This is a genomic window from Bacillus sp. G1(2015b) (assembly GCF_001482475.1).
Taxonomy (GTDB): domain Bacteria; phylum Bacillota; class Bacilli; order Bacillales; family Bacillaceae; genus Bacillus; species Bacillus safensis.
In genome coordinates, this window is sequence record NZ_LKIC01000026.1 from 1 (window position 1) to 17,508 (window position 17,508).

General features: G+C 42.1%; 18 protein-coding genes. 10 read left to right on the plus strand and 8 right to left on the minus strand.

What is annotated here, in order from left to right; translation table 11 throughout:
- The 4 genes from AMR95_RS11615 to wrbA form a co-directional block, all read left to right on the plus strand.
- A partial coding sequence (locus AMR95_RS11615; RefSeq protein WP_058838336.1) for a glycine betaine ABC transporter substrate-binding protein occupies window positions 1-1,082 on the plus strand: 1,082 nt, incomplete at its 5' end.
- Window positions 1,083-1,274: 192 nt separating this feature from the next.
- Window positions 1,275-2,246, plus strand: coding sequence for a ring-cleaving dioxygenase (locus AMR95_RS11620; protein WP_058838337.1), 972 nt, complete (start codon window positions 1,275-1,277; stop codon window positions 2,244-2,246).
- Complete coding sequence (locus tag AMR95_RS11625; protein ID WP_039182909.1) at window positions 2,243-2,851, plus strand: alpha/beta hydrolase; 609 nt, start codon at window positions 2,243-2,245, stop codon at window positions 2,849-2,851. Before AMR95_RS11620 ends, AMR95_RS11625 begins: the two co-directional genes overlap by 4 nt.
- A 72-nt stretch (window positions 2,852-2,923) precedes the next feature.
- The gene (gene wrbA, locus AMR95_RS11630; protein ID WP_034283654.1) at window positions 2,924-3,538 is read left to right on the plus strand and encodes an NAD(P)H:quinone oxidoreductase; all 615 of its coding nucleotides are present in this window, start codon (window positions 2,924-2,926) and stop codon (window positions 3,536-3,538) included.
- A gap of 49 nt (window positions 3,539-3,587) precedes the next feature.
- Here the strand turns inward: wrbA and katX are convergent, their stop codons facing one another.
- Entirely contained in the window at window positions 3,588-5,198 is a 1,611-nt protein-coding gene (gene katX, locus AMR95_RS11635) for a catalase KatX (RefSeq protein WP_411264195.1), read from the minus strand.
- An 84-nt stretch (window positions 5,199-5,282) separates the two neighbouring features.
- Here katX and AMR95_RS11640 point away from each other — a divergent pair, with 84 nt between their 5' ends.
- From AMR95_RS11640 to AMR95_RS11650, 3 genes are all read left to right on the plus strand, one after another.
- Window positions 5,283-5,942, plus strand: coding sequence for an aspartate/glutamate racemase family protein (locus AMR95_RS11640; RefSeq protein WP_039182903.1), 660 nt, complete (start codon window positions 5,283-5,285; stop codon window positions 5,940-5,942).
- Window positions 5,943-6,091: 149 nt separating this feature from the next.
- A complete protein-coding gene (locus tag AMR95_RS11645; RefSeq protein ID WP_039182900.1) occupies window positions 6,092-6,586 on the plus strand; it encodes an RNA polymerase sigma factor in 495 nt (164 codons plus the stop codon).
- On the plus strand, window positions 6,587-7,444 hold the full coding sequence (locus AMR95_RS11650; protein ID WP_058838339.1) for a DUF3298 and DUF4163 domain-containing protein: 858 nt from the start codon (window positions 6,587-6,589) through the stop codon (window positions 7,442-7,444). It begins immediately after the preceding gene.
- 55 nt (window positions 7,445-7,499) lie between these two features.
- On the opposite strand, the gene AMR95_RS11655 is transcribed toward AMR95_RS11650, so the two are convergent.
- Window positions 7,500-8,426: a manganese-dependent inorganic pyrophosphatase gene (locus tag AMR95_RS11655; protein WP_024424048.1), complete on the minus strand. Its 927-nt coding sequence runs from the start codon at window positions 8,424-8,426 to the stop codon at window positions 7,500-7,502.
- Between the two features lie 303 nt (window positions 8,427-8,729).
- Between AMR95_RS11655 and AMR95_RS11660 the strand changes: the two genes are divergently transcribed.
- The 3 genes from AMR95_RS11660 to rplI are packed head-to-tail and all read left to right on the plus strand — an operon-like array spanning window position 8,730 to window position 12,124.
- Window positions 8,730-9,668: a YybS family protein gene (locus AMR95_RS11660; protein WP_156414541.1), complete on the plus strand. Its 939-nt coding sequence runs from the start codon at window positions 8,730-8,732 to the stop codon at window positions 9,666-9,668.
- Window positions 9,669-9,698: 30 nt separating this feature from the next.
- Window positions 9,699-11,678, plus strand: a complete 1,980-nt coding sequence (locus tag AMR95_RS11665) for a DHH family phosphoesterase (protein ID WP_039182890.1) — start codon at window positions 9,699-9,701, stop codon at window positions 11,676-11,678.
- Complete coding sequence (rplI, locus tag AMR95_RS11670; protein WP_008359128.1) at window positions 11,675-12,124, plus strand: 50S ribosomal protein L9; 450 nt, start codon at window positions 11,675-11,677, stop codon at window positions 12,122-12,124. Before AMR95_RS11665 ends, rplI begins: the two co-directional genes overlap by 4 nt.
- A gap of 39 nt (window positions 12,125-12,163) precedes the next feature.
- Here the strand turns inward: rplI and AMR95_RS11675 are convergent, their stop codons facing one another.
- From AMR95_RS11675 to AMR95_RS11695, 6 genes are all read right to left on the minus strand, one after another.
- Window positions 12,164-13,378, minus strand: coding sequence for a CynX/NimT family MFS transporter (locus AMR95_RS11675; protein WP_058838340.1), 1,215 nt, complete (start codon window positions 13,376-13,378; stop codon window positions 12,164-12,166).
- A 22-nt stretch (window positions 13,379-13,400) separates the two neighbouring features.
- Window positions 13,401-13,547: a YycC family protein gene (locus tag AMR95_RS18900; RefSeq protein WP_082672233.1), complete on the minus strand. Its 147-nt coding sequence runs from the start codon at window positions 13,545-13,547 to the stop codon at window positions 13,401-13,403.
- Window positions 13,548-13,619: 72 nt separating this feature from the next.
- Entirely contained in the window at window positions 13,620-14,354 is a 735-nt protein-coding gene (locus AMR95_RS11680; RefSeq protein ID WP_058838341.1) for an alpha/beta hydrolase, read from the minus strand.
- 98 nt (window positions 14,355-14,452) lie between these two features.
- Entirely contained in the window at window positions 14,453-15,418 is a 966-nt protein-coding gene (locus tag AMR95_RS11685) for an iron-hydroxamate ABC transporter substrate-binding protein (RefSeq protein WP_058838342.1), read from the minus strand.
- 98 nt (window positions 15,419-15,516) lie between these two features.
- The gene (locus AMR95_RS11690; protein WP_058838343.1) at window positions 15,517-17,142 is read right to left on the minus strand and encodes an AraC family transcriptional regulator; all 1,626 of its coding nucleotides are present in this window, start codon (window positions 17,140-17,142) and stop codon (window positions 15,517-15,519) included.
- A 123-nt stretch (window positions 17,143-17,265) separates the two neighbouring features.
- Window positions 17,266-17,493, minus strand: coding sequence for an MbtH family protein (locus AMR95_RS11695; RefSeq protein ID WP_025093680.1), 228 nt, complete (start codon window positions 17,491-17,493; stop codon window positions 17,266-17,268).
- Window positions 17,494-17,508: the final 15 nt, after the last annotated feature.

Consider the following 17,508-nt stretch of genomic DNA (forward strand, 5'->3'; position numbering starts at 1 on the left):
TGGTTCTCATTGTGGGAACCGCCACTCTGGCAGCACTGATCGGGGCTGGGGGATTAGGAAGCTTAATCCTGCTGGGAATTGATCGAAATGATATGTCGCTCATTGTCATTGGCGCGATACCAGCTGCCTTACTCGCACTCTTATTTGATGTGGTGCTGCGAACCTTTGAGAAGATTTCCTTTAAAAAGACGGTGATCTCTGTGACTGTTTTTGCTCTGATTGCAGGAGCAGTTGTCGCTTCCCCCGTGCTGTTTCAGCAAGAAAAGAAAGAAATCACCATTGGCGGAAAGTTAGGTTCAGAGCCTGAGATTTTGATCTCGATGTATAAGCTTTTAATTGAACAGGATACAGATATTCAAGTGAACCTGAAGCCCGGTCTTGGTAAGACGTCCTTTGTTTTCCAGGCTTTACGCTCTGGTGATATTGACATTTATCCTGAGTTTACGGGTACAGCGATTTCTGAATTCCTCAAGGAAACAGCAAAAAGCACAGATAAAAGAAAAGTGTATGAGCAAGCTCGACGCGGATTGGAAACATCCTTTCAGCTCCGCCTTCTTGAGCCCATGTCATACAACAATACATATGCTTTAGCCGTGCCGCAGTCACTGGCTGATCAATATAAGGTGTCCAACATTTCAGATCTAGGTAAGATCAAAAACCGTATAAAAGCTGGATTCACCTTAGAGTTTTCTGATCGTCAGGATGGGTATCGCGGCATTCAAAAAGCCTATCAATTTTCTTTTGATGATGTCGTGACGATGGAGCCAAAGCTTCGTTATCGAGCAATTCGGAAAGGAGATATCAATTTGGTCGATGCGTATTCGACAGATAGTGAATTGAGACAATACAAATTAAAGGTGCTTGATGATGATCAGCATGTTTTCCCGCCATATCAAGGAGCACCGCTGCTCAGGCAGGAGACATTAACTGAATTCCCTGAGATTGAGACCTCTCTCAATAAACTTGCGGGTCAAATCACAGACGATGAGATGAGAGAAATGAATTATGAAGTCAATGTGAAGGGGAAGGATGCATTTCAGGTAGCGAAAGCCTATTTAAAAAAGAAAAAATTGCTGCAATAATCAAGGCAAAGCAGGGCTGTTTATGGCAAAGCAGCTCTGCTTTTTTAAAAGAAAAAACAAAAATCATTGACATTTACTTAAAAACATCATATCCTTAATTCGAGATAAATATATTTTTTTGATTTAATATCTCGAATTCGAGATAATATAAAGACGTCAGTAAAGACATAATGAATAGAGGTTTATTACTTCATGATTAGGAGGTCATTAGAAGTGAAAAAAACAGAAGGAATTCACCATATTACAGCTATTGTGGGTCATCCTCAGGAGAACGTTGATTTTTATGCAGGTGTTTTAGGGCTTCGTCTCGTGAAGAAGACCGTGAATTTTGATGATCCGGGCACATATCATTTATATTTTGGAAATGAAGGCGGCTCTCCAGGGACCATTATTACATTTTTCCCTTGGCCGGGAGCACAAAAAGGTCAAATTGGTGCAGGTCAAGTGGGCGTGACGACATATGTCGTACCGACAGGCGCTTTCTCTTTCTGGAAGGATCGTCTTGAGCAGTTTAATGTTTCTTATGAAATGGTTGAACGTTTTGGTGAAGCTTTTCTCTCATTTGAAGATCCACACGGCTTATTGATTGAGCTAGTAGAGCGTGCGGAAGGAAAGCAAAACGATTGGACATTTAACGGTGTCACACCAGATGTAGCGATTAAAGGTTTTGGCGGAGCTGTTTTATTAACTTCGCAGCCGGAACAAACGATGCAGCTGCTAGAGCAAACGATGGGACTTGAAAGAGTCGGAGCAGAAGGAGACTATGTGAGATTCCGTTCGTTTGGCGAAATAGGCAATGTCATTGATGTGAACATCACACCTGTTCCACGAGGACGTATGGGTGTTGGAGTTGTGCACCATATTGCATGGAGAGCAACAGATGATCAAGACCAATTAGATTGGCAAAGGCATATTGCACAAAGTGGGTATCAAGTGACACCTGTGCAAGACCGAAATTACTTCAATGCCATTTATTTTAGAGAACTTGGGGGCATATTATTTGAGATTGCCACTGATCCTCCAGGGTTTGCACATGACGAATCAGTGGAAACAATGGGTGAAGCATTGAAACTGCCACCGCAATATGAGGCGCAGCGCAGTCAGATTGAACAAATTGTACTGCCAATTGAAGTGAGAGAAGTTAAAGGGAAAGGAGATTCATGATGAAGCATCTTTTTCGAAAAGGAAAGAATGAACAAAGACCTGTTCTGCTATTACTGCATGGAACTGGCGGGACGGAAGAAGATTTATTGCCGCTTGCACAGATAGTAGATCCTGACGCATCTGTTCTTAGTGTGAGAGGGAATGTATTAGAAAACGGCATGCCGCGGTTTTTCAGACGTTTGGCAGAGGGCGTATTTGATGAGCAGGATTTGATTGCTCGTACAGAGGAGCTGTATACATTTATCGGAGAAGCAGCCGATGAATATGGGTTTGATCGTCACAATGTGGTGGCTATCGGATATTCCAATGGGGCAAACATTGCTGGAAGCTTGTTATTCCATTATGGGGATGCTTTAAAAGGAGCCATCCTGCATCATCCAATGGTTCCAAGACGCGGGGTTTCATTGCCTTCATTAGCGGGGAAACAAGTCTTTATAGCAGCTGGTGAAAATGACCCAATGTGCCGTCCAGAGGAATCGCAGGAGCTGGAGCAATTGCTGCAGGGTGCAGGCGCATCGGTTACACTTCATTGGGAAAATCGCGGACATCAGTTAACGAGAGAAGAAGTCGATGCTGCGGCTTTATGGTATCGTCGTCAATTTTAAATAAGGTGGGGAATACAGGTGGGATTTTTACAGAAGCTTTTTGGGCAAAACAAACAAAAGGAGATGGATCAAATGGAAAACGTAAAATTAGCGATTATTTATTATAGTTCAACAGGTACAAACTATCAGATGGCGAAATGGGCTGAAGCTGGAGCAAAAGAAGCTGGCGCAGAAGTCAAAGTATTAAAAGTTGCTGAATTGGCACCAGAAGCAGTTGTAGCTTCAAATCCAGCATGGAAAGCACATTTAGACGAAACAAAGGATGTGCCAGAGGTTCAATTAAGTGATTTAGAGTGGGCAGATGCCATCATCTTTAGCATGCCGACACGTTTCGGTAACCTGCCAGCTCAAATGAAGCAGTTCTTAGATACGACAGGCGGCTTGTGGTTCCAAGGTAAATTGGCAAACAAAGCAGTCAGTGCGATGACTTCAGCTCAAAATGCAAATGGCGGACAGGAGCAGACGGTTCTCAGCCTTTATACGACAATGTTCCACTGGGGAGCAATTATTGCCGCTCCAGGATACACAGATGATTCCTTATACGGTGCAGGGGGCAACCCTTACGGTGTGAGTGTGACTGTTGACCAAAATGGAAAAATCCAAGAGGATGCAGAAGCAGCTGTGAAACATCAGGCAAAACGTACAGTGAATGTGGCAGAATGGATCAAAAAAGGTCAAAACGCTTAATAGATGTATACAAAAAGAATGCAGCCTCGCCGCTGCATTCTTTTTTTCATTAATAAGGATCTGATGGTGTGCTGTTGTTGATGGCTTCGTCCACGGCTTGAGCAGCGCCGGTAGAGCCGATAGGTCCGCTTGACTGCTCTTGTTTAAAGGCTTTTAAACCGTCAGCGACACGCTTGCCGTAATCAGGGTCTGCTTTTGTAAAGTTTTCGATCATTTGGTCTTGAATGTCCTTTTGACATGTCGCAAGGGTGTTGACTAAGTTCTTAATCAGTTCCTCTCGCTCCCAATCATTAAAACGGCGATATGTTTCTCCCGCTTGTCCGAAGTTGTTTGGGCGGTCAATGGCTTCTCGTTTGACTTCACCCTCTACAAAAGGGGTATGATCCTTTCCGTCCTGTTTGGCTTCTTTTAATCCCCCGAGGATCGATGGTTCATAATTCACATGGGGATTTTGCCCTTTGCCTTGATCGACATGGTACTCCATTTGGCCGTCTCTCTGATTGGTGGCGACATGCTTTTTCGGTGCATTGATCGGCAGCTGTAAATAGTTTGGTCCTACACGATATCGCTGCGTGTCAGAGTAGGAGAAGGTACGGCCTTGAAGCAATTTATCATCTGAGAAATCCAAACCATCTACGAGTACACCAGTCCCAAAGGCAACCTGCTCGACTTCTGCGAAATAGTTTTCTGGATTTTTGTTTAATACCATCCGTCCGATTGGTTTCCATGGATAGTCATCCTTGTACCAAAGCTTTGTCGGATCAAGCGGGTCAAAGTCGAGGTGAGGGTGGGCATCATCTTCCATGATCTGTGCATATACCTCCCATTCAGGATAATCTCCTTGCTCAATGGCTTCATATAAATCCTGTGTGGCATGGTTAAAATTTTCTCCCTGAATCGCTTGCGCCTGTTCTTGGGTCAGATTGCGAATGCCTTGTTTCGGTTCAAAATGATATTTAACCAGCACCGCTTTTCCTTCATGATTCACCCATTTGTACGCATGGACACCTGAGCCTTGCATATGCCGGTATGTTGCTGGGATGCCCCACGGTGAAAAGAGAAATGTCACCATATGCGTCGCTTCAGGTGATTGTGAGACAAAATCAAAGATACGCTCGCCGTCCTGACGATTGGTGACGGGGTCTGGCTTAAAGGCATGAACCAAATCAGGGAATTTTAAAGCATCACGGATAAAGAAAATTTTCAGGTTGTTCCCCACGAGATCCCAGTTGCCTTCTTCTGTATAAAATTTAATTGCAAACCCTCTCGGATCGCGTAATGTTTCTGGCGAATGCCCGCCGTGAATCACAGAAGAAAAACGAACGAAAACAGGCGTTTTTTTTCCTTTCTCCTGAAACAATTTCGCTCTCGTATAGGTGGAGATCGGTTCATCGCCGAATGTTCCATAGGCTTCAAAATAACCGTGAGCTCCGGCACCACGTGCATGCACAACACGTTCAGGGATGCGTTCACGATCAAAATGACTGATTTTCTCTAGGAAATCGTAGTTTTCAAGTGTAGTGGGTCCTCTATTCCCAACAGTTCTCATATTTTGATTGTCTGTGACGGGATGACCTTGCCGATTCGTTAAGGTTTCTTCTGACTCTGAAGATGGTTTAGGCTGTTGATCTTCTTTCAATTCAAATCCCTCCTTCAATATCTCCTTAACAATATGGTCATGCTGCTCCCTATTTCATACAAGGATTGATATAATGATTGAAAACTTTCATGAGGAGAGAGCCTGATGATTCGATTACACTGCCTTCACGCCCATCCGTCCAATCAGTCATATATAGAAGATGTTTTTGGTGATACAGATGTTGATTTGCATCACACAGTCGATTCATCATTTATAGAACGCGCCACTCAAGATCCCTCGTTTGATCAACACAAGCAGCAAACGTATGCTATCAACAGATTAAAGCAAGAAAGTGAAGCCGATCTCATTCTGCTCACGTGTACACAATACATTGCTGCTCTAGGTGATCAGCAGCACCTTTTTAAACAACCGATTGTTCCGATCGATGAACCGTTATTTGAGCTGATTTGTGAGAAAAAAGGGCCTCTTCAGCTTGTGTTTTCCAACCCAAATACAGTGGAGGGAACGATGCAGCGGCTTGAATCATATGCAACAGAGCGGGGCAAACAGGTTGAAGTAGAAATGGTAGTAATGGAGGATGTTTTTCATCTTTGCCTAAACGGTGATATGCAAGCCTATGATGAACAAATCAAGGAGCAGCTGAGAAAATGTATGAAGCAAAAAGGCAGAGATATTTGTGTGATGCAGCTTTCGATGGTTCATGCGGCACAGCAGATGGAGCGCGAGACAGGCGTTCCTATCATTCATCCGCTTTCTCCACTAAAACAGTTTGTCCATCAAACACTATCCGTCTGGAAAGAGTGAACCCATCAGGTTCGCTCTTTTTGTATAGGAATGCAAATGCGATGACATGTTAAAAAAATAACCGAGCGCAAACTATTTTTAAAAGGCGCGCGTCTATCCAATGTAAGAAATAACAGATGCGCATTTAAGATAAAGGAGCTCTTTGTAAAATGAAGAAACGAAAAATAGACGATCAATTTGCGGATTACGTCATGGAGCATAAACACAGTTTTTATCGGTTGTCCTATAGTTATGTCAAAAACCCGGAAGATGCTATGGATGTTGTTCAGGAGGCTATTCATAAAGCACTTAAATCTGTTCATCGATTAGAGGATACGAGCAAGATGCATAGCTGGTTTTATAAAATCGTGGTGAACGCTGCCCTAGACTTTTTACGAAAGAAGAAGCGGGTGCAGGTGACAGATGATGATACGCTTGAATTCTTATCACAGGGCGAATCAGATGTATACGAGGATCAAGACGTCAAACGGGCTATAGAAGATTTGCCTGAGATGTATCGAGTCATCATTATTTTGAGATTCTTTGAAGATCTAAAATTAGAGGACATCGCCCAGATTCTCGATGAAAATGAAAACACCATTAAAACAAGATTATATAAGGCGCTGCGGCTTTTAAAAGTAGAATTATCACAGGAGGAAATATAAATGGATAAGTATTTGGAACATTTAAAAGATGAATATTTAGAAATCCCTATACCACCGGAATATGATGCGATGATTGAACGAACGTTAAAAAGAAAAAACAAAAAACCTCATTTTCAGCAATGGACCATCGGACTTGTTGCAGCGGCTGCTCTTTTTGTCACAACTGTTAATGTTAGTCCACAGGCAGCAAGAGCGATTTCAGAAGTACCTATCATTGGCGAGCTGGTGAAAGTCGTGACGTTTACAGAATTTAAAAAGAGCGATCAAGGAACGAATATTGATCTTAAAACACCACACGTTTCAGGACTTGGGGACGGAACATTACAAGACAGCCTGAATGAAAAATATTTAGCTGAAAACAAAAAGCTGTATCAAGATTTTGAAAAGGAAACAAAGGGTTATAAAAATGGTCATTTGAGTGTAGAGAGCGGATATGAAGTGAGAACGGACAATGATCAAATTCTTTCACTAGGTCGATACAAGGTTACGACTCAGGCTTCTGCGGCAGAGGAAATGACATATGATACGGTGGATAAGAAAAATCATGTCCTCATTACATTACCAAGTCTGTTTAAAGATAACCGGTATATAGATGTGATTAGTGAAAATATTAAAGAGCAGATGAAGAAACAGATGAAAGAGGATTCAAACAAAATATATTGGATTGGCAAGCAAGATATGACGGATCCATTTAAGAAAATTAAGCCGGATCAAAATTTCTATATCAATTCAAAAGGCAAACTGGTGATTTCCTTTAATGAATATGATGTGGCACCTGGTTACATGGGCGTAGTTGAATTCACGATTCCAACAAGTGTGTTAAAGGATATTCTCGTGAGTGATACGTACATTCATTAAAAAGAAGACAGACAAAAAAGACTGCTGAATGATTCAGCAGTCTTGTCTTGTTTTATTAAGAAAGTGCGTCTGTTAATGCAGGTACGACTTGTTTCTTTCTTGATACAACACCTTTTAGTAAAGCTGTGTTGTTTTCAAGCGTGACGTTAAATGCTTTTTCTACTTTTGCTGCTTCTGCACCGAGTGCAAGAGCAAGGGAGTCATTTTCTAAAATGTCTGTGATGACTAAAACAAATAGATCAAGACCTTTTGCTGCAATGACTTCATTGATTTTCGCTTCAATGTCAGCCTGTCTTGCTGTCACTTCAGCGATATCTACTGTATTGACTTGCGCAATTTCCACTTTGCTTTTGCCTAGTGCGAATTCTTTTGCATCAAGTGTAATTAATTCTTGAACCGTTTTTTGGCTTAAATCAGCGCCTGCTTTCAGCATGTCTAGGCCATAAACTTCTGGATCTACCCCTGCGATTTTTGCAAGCTCATGCGCAGCATCAATATCTTGCTGTGTGCATGTTGGGGATTTGAATAGTAAGGAATCAGAAATGATCGCAGATAAAAGCAAACCAGCGATTTCCTTTTCAATCGTCACTTGGTTTTCTTTATACATTTTGTTTAAGATCGTTGCTGTACAGCCTACAGGCTCAGCACGATAGTAAAGAGGTTCACTTGTTTCAAAGTTGGCAATACGGTGATGGTCAATGACCTCAGTTACTTGTACTTGATCAATGTCGCTTACACTTTGCTGGAATTCGTTGTGATCAACAAGAATGACTTGCTTTGTTTCATTTGCAGCCGTTTCAATGAAACGAGGTGCTTCTTGTTTAAAGAAATCTAATGCGTATTGTGTTTCTCCATTGATTTCTCCAAGTCTGACGGCTTCTGCCTGAACGCCGATTTTGTTTTTCAGATCAGCGTAAGCAATAGCAGAACAAATCGTGTCTGTGTCAGGATTTTTGTGTCCGAATACGAGTGTTTTTCCCATGTGAATTCTCCTTCTTACTTTTATTGATGATGTTTCTATTCTAACAGCTTTTGACCTTGAATTCAGGGTTTATAGCTAAGAATTATCTTAAAAATTGTAACATGCTGTTTGAAAACTTGCATGTACGATTCCATATCGGTGTTCCACGTGAAACGCTCCCAGAATAGCCTGCATTTTACTTGAGATTTGCCGCTATGGTAAAATAAAGGTTGGGGCAAGACATGATGGAGCTGACATCATACGTATACATAGAAGTACACATTGAGCAAGATATAGACAAAAGGATTGGATAGAGGTGAAGGTGTGAAACAAACAAAAGCGTTAGTAGAGGGCGCAATCATGATGAGTATTTTCGCGGTCATGATGCTGTTTTATTTGTATGTGCCGCTATTATCCATTATTTTCTTTCTAGCTGCTCCGATTCCTATCATCCTCTATACAATCAGACACGGCTTGAAAAAAGGAATTGCTGCTGGCGCTATTGGCATAGTGATCAGCTTTTTAATTGGGTCTATGGCTGGACTCATGAGTGCACCTATTCTGATTGCTGTCGGATTAGGCATGGGTGCTTTCTACAGCAGAAGGCAGCCTGGGAATGCCATCATTACAGGTGCGCTGATTTATTTATTCAGTTTTCTCATCTCCTTTGTTGTCAGTGTTCAGCTCTTTCAAATCGATATCATGAATATGGCGAAAGAGTCGATTGAGCAAATGATGCCGATGGTAGAGAGTGTTTTGAAGCAATCCGGGGCTTCTGAAAAGGACATAGCCAAACAGCTCAAACAGTTTAAAGAGATGCAGGATATGGCATTAAGTGCTTTACCTGTAGCGCTTTTGATCGCTGTTACTTTGATGGCTTTTGTGAATCATTGGTTCGTGCGGCCTTTGCTCAAACGGTTTGTTTCAGACATGCCGGCTTTGAAGAAATTTAAGGATATGCGGCTGCCAAAAAGCATGGTATGGTATTATTTACTCACATTGCTTTTGATGCTGATTCAGACGGAAAAAGGCAGCTTTTTATGGCTCGTTCAAACGAGTGCGTTTCAAATTTTATTTATACTGGTGCTTATTCAGGGATTTTCTTTTCTCTTCTATTATTGCCACGAAAAAAACATCTCAAAAGCGGTACCCATTTTCGCTGTCGTGTTAACGGTTTTCTTTCCGCCGATCGGTGTGATTGTGCGAATTATAGGGATTGCTGACATAGGCTTTGATTTAAGAGAAAAAGTAAAAAACAAATAATTCACTCTGAATGTTGAGGAGTTGATATCAGTGCCAAGCTTCTATAGAAAACCTGTCATCAAGTATCCGATCATCGCGTTAATTGTCCTTGCGGTGGTCACAGTCCTCCTCAACCTTTATTTTAATTGGATCATAGGAGCGGTTGGTCTTTTCGTCCTTGCAGGTGTGCTCTACTTCTTAAAGTGGGCAGATACGCAAGTGCAGAAAGAGATTGATTCATATATTTCAACATTATCCTATCGAGTCAAAAAGGTTGGAGAAGAAGCATTAATGGAGATGCCAATTGGTATTATGCTGTTTAATGACCAGTATTATATCGAATGGACGAATCCATTTCTCGCTTCGTGCTTTCATGAAAGCACACTTGTCGGCAGATCCTTGTACGATACATTCGAGTCCATTGTGCCTCTTATTAAACAAGAGGTCGAGACCGAAAATGTAACGCTAAATGACCGGAAATTCAAAGTCATTATTAAACGATCAGAGCGCCTTTTATATTTCTTTGATGTCACGGAACAGGTGCAGATTGAACGACAGTACGAAAATGAACGAACGGTGTTATCTTATATCTTTTTAGACAACTACGACGATGTCACGCAGGGCCTTGATGATCAAGTGCGCAGCGCGATTAATAGTGAAGTGACGTCTCTGCTCAACAATTGGGCACAAGAATACGGAATTTTCCTGAAGAGAATTTCGTCTGAACGATTTATGGCGGTCCTAAATGAGAGCATTTTAGCTGAGCTTGAGGCGTCGAAATTCTCCATTTTAGACGAGGTCCGTGAGAAAACAGGGGCACATAGTGCGACGCTTACTTTGAGTATCGGGATTGGTGCGTCCGTTCCTTCTTTGAAAGAGCTTGGAGCACTAGCACAGTCGAGTCTTGACCTTGCCCTCGGACGAGGCGGGGATCAGGTCGCCATTAAACAGCCGAATGGAAAAGTGAAGTTCTACGGTGGAAAAACGAACCCAATGGAGAAACGGACACGCGTACGCGCACGGGTCATTTCTCATGCTTTAAAAGAAATTGTATCTGAAAGCGGTAATGTCATGATCATGGGTCATAAGTTCCCAGACATGGACTCAATCGGTGCTTCCATCGGGATTTTAAAGGTCGCCCAGGCCAATGGAAAAGAAGGCTATATTGTCATTGATGCCAACCAGATTGGCGACAGTGTTCAACGCTTAATTAGTGAAATTAAAAATTACGAAGAGCTTTGGTCACGTTTTATCACGCCAGAGGAAGCGATGGAGCTTGCAAAGGATGATACGTTGCTTGTTGTCGTGGATACACATAAACCGTCTCTCGTCATGGAGGAACGGCTGCTGAATAAGATTGAAAACGTCGTGGTCATTGACCATCATAGACGAGGCGAGGAATTTATCCGTGATCCTTTACTTGTTTATATGGAGCCGTATGCTTCATCTACAGCAGAGCTTGTGACAGAGCTCTTAGAGTATCAGCCGAAGAAATTGCGGATTAACATGATTGAGGCGACTGCGCTTCTTGCTGGGATCATCGTGGATACGAAGAGTTTCTCTCTGAGAACGGGGTCAAGAACGTTCGATGCAGCATCCTACCTTCGTGCAAAGGGAGCAGATCCTGTCCTTGTGCAAAAGTTTTTAAAAGAAACAGTCGATCATTATATCAAACGGGCAAAACTCATTCAGCATACTGAGCTGTATCAAAATCAGGTGGCCATTGCTTCATTACCATCTGATAGGTCGGAGTATTATGATCAAATTACGATTGCCCAGACGGCTGATTCCCTGTTGTCAATGAGTGAGGTAGAAGCGTCATTTGCTGTCGCTAGACGAGATGACGATACGGTATGCATTAGTGCCAGATCATTAGGGGATATCAACGTTCAAATTATTATGGAAGCACTAGACGGCGGCGGTCATTTGACTAACGCTGCTACCCAGATTTATGGTATAACCATTGAAGAAGCGGTAGGGAAGTTAAAGGCTGCCATAGACGAATATTTCGAAGGAGGGGTTCAAAGATGAAAGTCATCTTTCTAAAAGACGTAAAAGGCAAAGGGAAAAAAGGCGAAGTCAAGAATGTAGCTGACGGATACGCTCACAACTTTCTCATCAAACAAGGGTTAGCTGTTGAAGCAACTCCAACGAACCTAAGTGCATTGGAAGGGCAGAAAAACAAAGAGAAAAAGAATGCCATCCAAGAGCTTGAACAAGCAAAACAATTAAAAGAAACACTTGAGGCGTTAACAGTGGAACTCACTGCAAAATCAGGTGAAGGCGGCCGTTTGTTTGGATCCATTACAAGCAAACAAATCGCTGATAAATTGCAAAAAGATCATCAAATTAAACTCGATAAGCGCAAAATCGAGCTGAATGATGCCATCCGTGCATTAGGTTACACAAATGTACCGGTAAAGCTTCATCCAGAGGTACAAGCAACGTTAAAGGTACATGTGACAGAGCAGGCATAAGCAGAAAAGAACCCGTCTCACGAGGAGGCGGGTTCTTTTTTATGAAGGATCTGAAATATAGACGCTGCGTCCGGCACGCATACCGGATAAAAACATGAAAAATAGGATGATGATAAAGATGATAATTGCTGGTGTCCATGTATGTGTGAAATCAAAAAGGATACCGATCATGAATGGACCAACAGCGGCTAATAAATAACCGAGTGACTGCGCCATTCCAGAGAGGGCAGCTGCTTGTTCCATATGTCTTGTCCGCAATCCAATGAAGGTGAGCGCTAGACTGATACTAGCACCTTGTCCAATGCCGATCAATAGGACAGAGATGACAAGAATAGGTGTCGATCCTCCGAGAAGAAGTCCAATCATGCCTATTAAATACACAAGGACAAGGCCGGCGACAAGCGGTCTTTGCGTTTTTAATTTTTCTGCAAGAACGGGCGTTAAGAAGGTGGATGGCAGACCAGCGAACTGCATAATGGACAGCATCCATCCAGCTGTCGCCAGATTCATTCCATGTGATGTTAAAATATCAGGAAACCAAGCGATGCTGCTATAGAAAAGGAATGATTGCAAGCCCATAAAAAAGGTCACTTGCCATGCGACACGTGAGCGCCATATTGGCTGCTCTGTAAGAGAAATGGTTTTGACGGCGGCTGTATTCTGATGAAGAAGCTGCGGCGCCCAAACCATCATGGCGAGAAGGGCAAGTCCAGCCCATACAAGGAATGATGTATTCCAGCCGCCAGGCATCGTATGACTGAGCGGAACACTGATACCTGATGCAAGTGCAGCGAAGACGGACATTGAAGTCGTGTATACACTTGTCATCAAACCTGCATGTGCAGGAAATTTATGCTTCACAAGCCCCGGTAAGAGCACATTACAAATCGCAATTCCGACGCCGACTAGCGCCGTTCCAATCATTAAGAAGGTGATGGTGCCAAACGAGCGAATCACAATCCCAAAGAGAAGGACAGCAAGTCCAAGCCAGAGGGTTCGTTCATTGCCAAGGCGTTTTCCGATTTTAGGTGCAATTGGAGAAAGCAATGCGAATGAAAGCAGTGGTAATGTCGTAAGAAAACCTGCCAGTCCATTTGAAAGCTGTAAATCGGAACGAATCGCGCCGATAACAGGGCCAACGGACGTAATGGCAGGCCGCAGATTAAATGCAATGAGCAAAATCCCAGCAATCAGCAGGATGGTTTGTCCTGTACTGCGAGGATGTAATGTTGATTTTTCTAGTTGTTGTTCCATGAATGTAAACTCCTTTATTTCTTTAAGAAGAACGATCTTTCTTCTGTTCAAGCTCCGCTAATTTAGCTAATAAGATATGCTCCGGCATATGCATAATTTGTTCTAATGGTACATTGAGTGATGCAGCAAGCTTTTGTGCGGTATCGGCTGAGATTTGTAAAGGTCTCATGCGCAAATCCCTCCTCTTTCAATCTATACGTTCCAATATATCATATCGGCTTTGTGTCATGCTGATAAAAAATTAGCATTCTCTTTTATAAAACCACTTTAGGGCCGATAAGAAATTTTTTTGAAATTGTTTCAGATGATGGCCCTCTCCTTGTTCAATGTAATAGTGCAGCTGCGATTCCTGCATCCCTTTCTGTAATACAAGATCATGCAGTTGTTTGGTGAATAACGGCATGTGCTGTTGAACCGATGTTTTGCCTTTCCCTTCTTCACTGCCTACAGACAAATAGACAAGGTGATCCACAAACTGAATGCTTTGTTGTTTAGCAAACGGTAGAAAATCTTCATACCAAAATGACCCGGAGATCGATGCGATATTTTTAAAAAGATCAGGGTGCATGAATAAAGTATAAATAGCAAATAGCCCGCCTAATGAAGCACCTACGTGGCTATGCTCATGACAGGTCTCTTGAACTGGGTATTCTCTTTTGATATATGGGAGCAAGTCATTCGTTAAAAATGACACATACGTCTGTGCCTCGCCTTTAAAGTCAGGGAACCCAGATCGCAGTGATGACGCCTTCCATGGGGTATATTCGTCAAGACGATTGAAGGGATGTATGCCGACAATGATGATTGGCGAGATGGTTTTGGCTTCGATCATTCTTTCGATTTCTAGCAGGTGTGTTCTAAACAAAGAAGAGCCATCTTGTACAAAGACAGCTGGAACATGAATAGAGGTGTCCGGTGGTAGGTAAATATCAAGCTGACGCCCGTTAAACTCGTCATATAGAAACGTTCCGTTCATGTGTCATCTCTCCTCCAAGTTTTCAAGCTCCGCTGAAAAGAAGACAAAGGGCTAAAAATAAAGATCATTTTAGCCCTTTGTCATTCGTCACATCTTTTTTAGTTGTTTTGATCTAACCATTTCACGGCCTTATCAAGGAAGGTTGTCTTGCTTAGTGCTGTTCCTCCTTGAAGCATAGGGTCAACGGCATTTTCATTGATGTGCCCATTTTTCACAGCTTTTAGGCTTGTCCAAATTTTATTTTTCTCTAAGTCCTTCAATGCGTTCGGATTCGATGAGTTTTCCTCTTTAGAGAACTGAACAAAAATATAGTCAGGATTGAGTTCTCCTAGGCGCTCCAATGAAATCAATGCTTGTGCTTTGGCTTTTTTGATATCACTTGGTGCTGTAAAACCTAAGTCTCCATATAAAGTAGAGTTGAAGTATACGTCTTCAGGGTATACGTACAGGTCGCCCTGTCTAATGCGTAAAATGACAGCTGTTTTGTTGCTGCTTTTGTCTTTCAGGGTTTCTTTCGCGTGTTTAAGATCTTTCTGATAATCAGAGATGATGGTTTTGGCTTCTTTACTTTTTCCAGTCAGTTCACCGAGTAATAAAAGATTGCTTTCCCAGTCGGAAGAGACATGTGATACTGGGATCGTCGTTTGGACTTTATCTAGTTTTTTAATTGTTGCAGGCGGGAACTTGGTTGATCCAAGTATCACATCTGGTTTTAGTTTTAGGATTTTTTCTAGGTTCGGTTCTGTTTTTTCCCCGATGCCTTCAGTTTTTGCTGTGATGTCTTTAAATAATTCAGGGAAAGTGCCGCCTACAGTAGAAGCACCAATAGGCTCGATACCAAGTAATTTTGCATCTTCCATTGATTCTAGGCTTCCAGCAATGACGATTCGTTTCACTGGTGTTTTGAGTTTGTACGTTTGTTCTAAGTATTTGATGTTTGTTTCAGCTGCTTCAGCTGACTTGCCTTTGGTTGTGTTTGAAGCAGGTTTATTTTCTGAAGCACCACAGGCTGCTGCGATGATCGTCATGATACAAAGGATAAGCAATGCGAACCATTTTTTCATTTGTTTTCTCCTTTAACTGATAATTGTTCTCAATTAAAGATTGTAGTAGTCTTTCGTCCTTTTATCCATAGACAATGATCTGTCAAATGATGGACTTTTTACGGAAAAAAAGATAAAAGGTCCTGAATGACTCGTTGATGACTGGCTGCTGTGTATTCACGCCAAGGGTCAGACGTAAGTGGATAGACTGCTTGCTGCGTAACAGCTTTGAGATTTTGCCAAGCCTCCTGCTGCTTTAATTTTTGATAAAAAGCAATGGTTTTTGGTTCCTTATGCAGGAAAAGGAAGATGGTATCTGGATCTAGCTGTTGTATAGATCGAATGCTGATTTCTTTTTCTATTAGCTGGCCGTCATTCTGAAAAGCTGGCTGAAGACCAATGTCTTGAAAAATCACTTCTGACATGGTGCGATTCACAGACAAATAGAGCTGATCTTGAAAGATACGAAGAGGCAGGACGGTTTTTGGTGGATGATCAAAAAGGCATGCCTTTTTCGCTTGAATGACGAGTTCCTCGTAATGAATCAGCCATTCTTCTGCTTCCTTCGCTTCGTTTAGGAACATAGCTGTTTGTCTGAATTGAGTGCGCCAATCCAATTGTGTGAATGGAACAAAGTGAACAGGACAGATGGTTTTTAACACTTGTTTTTCTTCTTCTGTCACATGATCATTGGCAATGATCAGCTCAGGATTTGTTTCCTTTAATAGCTGTAAATTGGCTTCAGCGTGCTCGTTGATCCGATGTGCACTCAGGTGAATCGGAATTTCTTCTGCATAATGCTCAAAATCATGTGCTGTCCATTTAGGGTGGAGAGGGGCAGCATATGGGATGATATGAATGGGTGTGAGCTGGCCGAGTATGGAATGGCCATAGGCTGCAATTTTCCGCTGCCGGCTTTTCATATAAGTAGAAGGGGTCATGCCCGTTTTTTTCTTAAAGATGCGGCTGAAGTAATACGGATCTTGATAGCCGATCTCCAGTGCAATGTCTTTGAGCTTTGCGTTGCCTTTTGCCATTAATTGTTTCGCTCTAGCCATCCTTTTCTTGGTGATATAATCAGTGACACTCACATCAAAATGCTTTTTAAATAGCTCACTGTAATGATTAGAGCTGATGCCAGCCATATGAGATAGACTTGTCAGGCTGAGGGGTTCTTCGGAATGTTGATCGATATATTGTTTTGTTTTGAAAAGGGCATGTGCCGTGTCACAAATATCTTCTTTATGCAGTGTGAAAAGCTGCATAATGAGCTGCTGAAAAAGAGTTTGGCTTCTAAAAAAGCTAATGGATTCAGGTCTTTGCCATTCCTCTGTCATATCGGACAGTAAAGAATGAATTTGTTCAATCGAACTAATATCGATAAATTGCCATTTATTCAGTAAAGAACGGGCATGTTCCGTTGATACTTCTCCTATGTTTTGATCTTGCAGCGTGTAGAGCTGAAAGCGAAACAGATAGAGCTCGTGTTTTTGATAAGGCTCTGTTTTCAACATAAATGTTTCCCCAGGCATGATCGTATAGAGTGTCAGATGTTTCAATCGCCATTTTTGATCGTTCAATGTGAGTAAACCGCTGCCGCTTATGCTGAAGAGGAGGCAGAATGTATCTGATAGCTGCTGCTCTGTATGTGGAAGCTCTGCATTATTTATTTTTTCAGTATATGTTAATCGATAGATGAATTGTTCGGCATTTGCCAATGTACGTAATTGATTGTTGTTTCCCATAAAACCACCTGATCTCTTATTGATTGATAAACATTCTCAATTAAATTGTAGCAGAAAGAGCTGAAAGATGGTGATGTTTATTCTGTCAAAAAAGCACCCTGAGTGAGATCAGGGTGCAATGATTTATTCCGTTTTTCCATGTGCTAGTGCAGGTTCTTTTGTTAAGCTTAATGGCCGCAAGTCCTGCCAGTGTGTTTGGATATAATCGATGCAGGCATTTCTAGTGTCTTCACCAAAGACTTTTTCCCATCCATCTGGTACTGGTGCAAATGATGGCCAAAGTGAATGCTGTCCTTGTTCATTGACAAGCACAAGAAATACACCGTCTTCACGATCAAAGGGATTTGTCATTTGTCATCTCTCCTT

Coding starts and splice junctions, on each gene's coding strand:
- AMR95_RS11675 (WP_058838340.1), bottom strand. CDS start 13,378: ATGGAACAACAACTAGAAAAATCAACATTACATCCTCGCAGTACAGGA.
- AMR95_RS11645 (WP_039182900.1), top strand. CDS start 6,092: ATGAAGAAACGAAAAATAGACGATCAATTTGCGGATTACGTCATGGAG.
- rplI (WP_008359128.1), top strand. CDS start 11,675: ATGAAAGTCATCTTTCTAAAAGACGTAAAAGGCAAAGGGAAAAAAGGC.
- AMR95_RS11625 (WP_039182909.1), top strand. CDS start 2,243: ATGATGAAGCATCTTTTTCGAAAAGGAAAGAATGAACAAAGACCTGTT.
- AMR95_RS18900 (WP_082672233.1), bottom strand. CDS start 13,547: ATGAGACCTTTACAAATCTCAGCCGATACCGCACAAAAGCTTGCTGCA.
- AMR95_RS11655 (WP_024424048.1), bottom strand. CDS start 8,426: ATGGGAAAAACACTCGTATTCGGACACAAAAATCCTGACACAGACACG.
- AMR95_RS11685 (WP_058838342.1), bottom strand. CDS start 15,418: ATGAAAAAATGGTTCGCATTGCTTATCCTTTGTATCATGACGATCATC.
- wrbA (WP_034283654.1), top strand. CDS start 2,924: ATGGAAAACGTAAAATTAGCGATTATTTATTATAGTTCAACAGGTACA.
- AMR95_RS11640 (WP_039182903.1), top strand. CDS start 5,283: ATGATTCGATTACACTGCCTTCACGCCCATCCGTCCAATCAGTCATAT.
- AMR95_RS11650 (WP_058838339.1), top strand. CDS start 6,587: ATGGATAAGTATTTGGAACATTTAAAAGATGAATATTTAGAAATCCCT.
- AMR95_RS11680 (WP_058838341.1), bottom strand. CDS start 14,354: ATGAACGGAACGTTTCTATATGACGAGTTTAACGGGCGTCAGCTTGAT.
- AMR95_RS11620 (WP_058838337.1), top strand. CDS start 1,275: ATGATTAGGAGGTCATTAGAAGTGAAAAAAACAGAAGGAATTCACCAT.
- AMR95_RS11690 (WP_058838343.1), bottom strand. CDS start 17,142: ATGGGAAACAACAATCAATTACGTACATTGGCAAATGCCGAACAATTC.
- AMR95_RS11695 (WP_025093680.1), bottom strand. CDS start 17,493: ATGACAAATCCCTTTGATCGTGAAGACGGTGTATTTCTTGTGCTTGTC.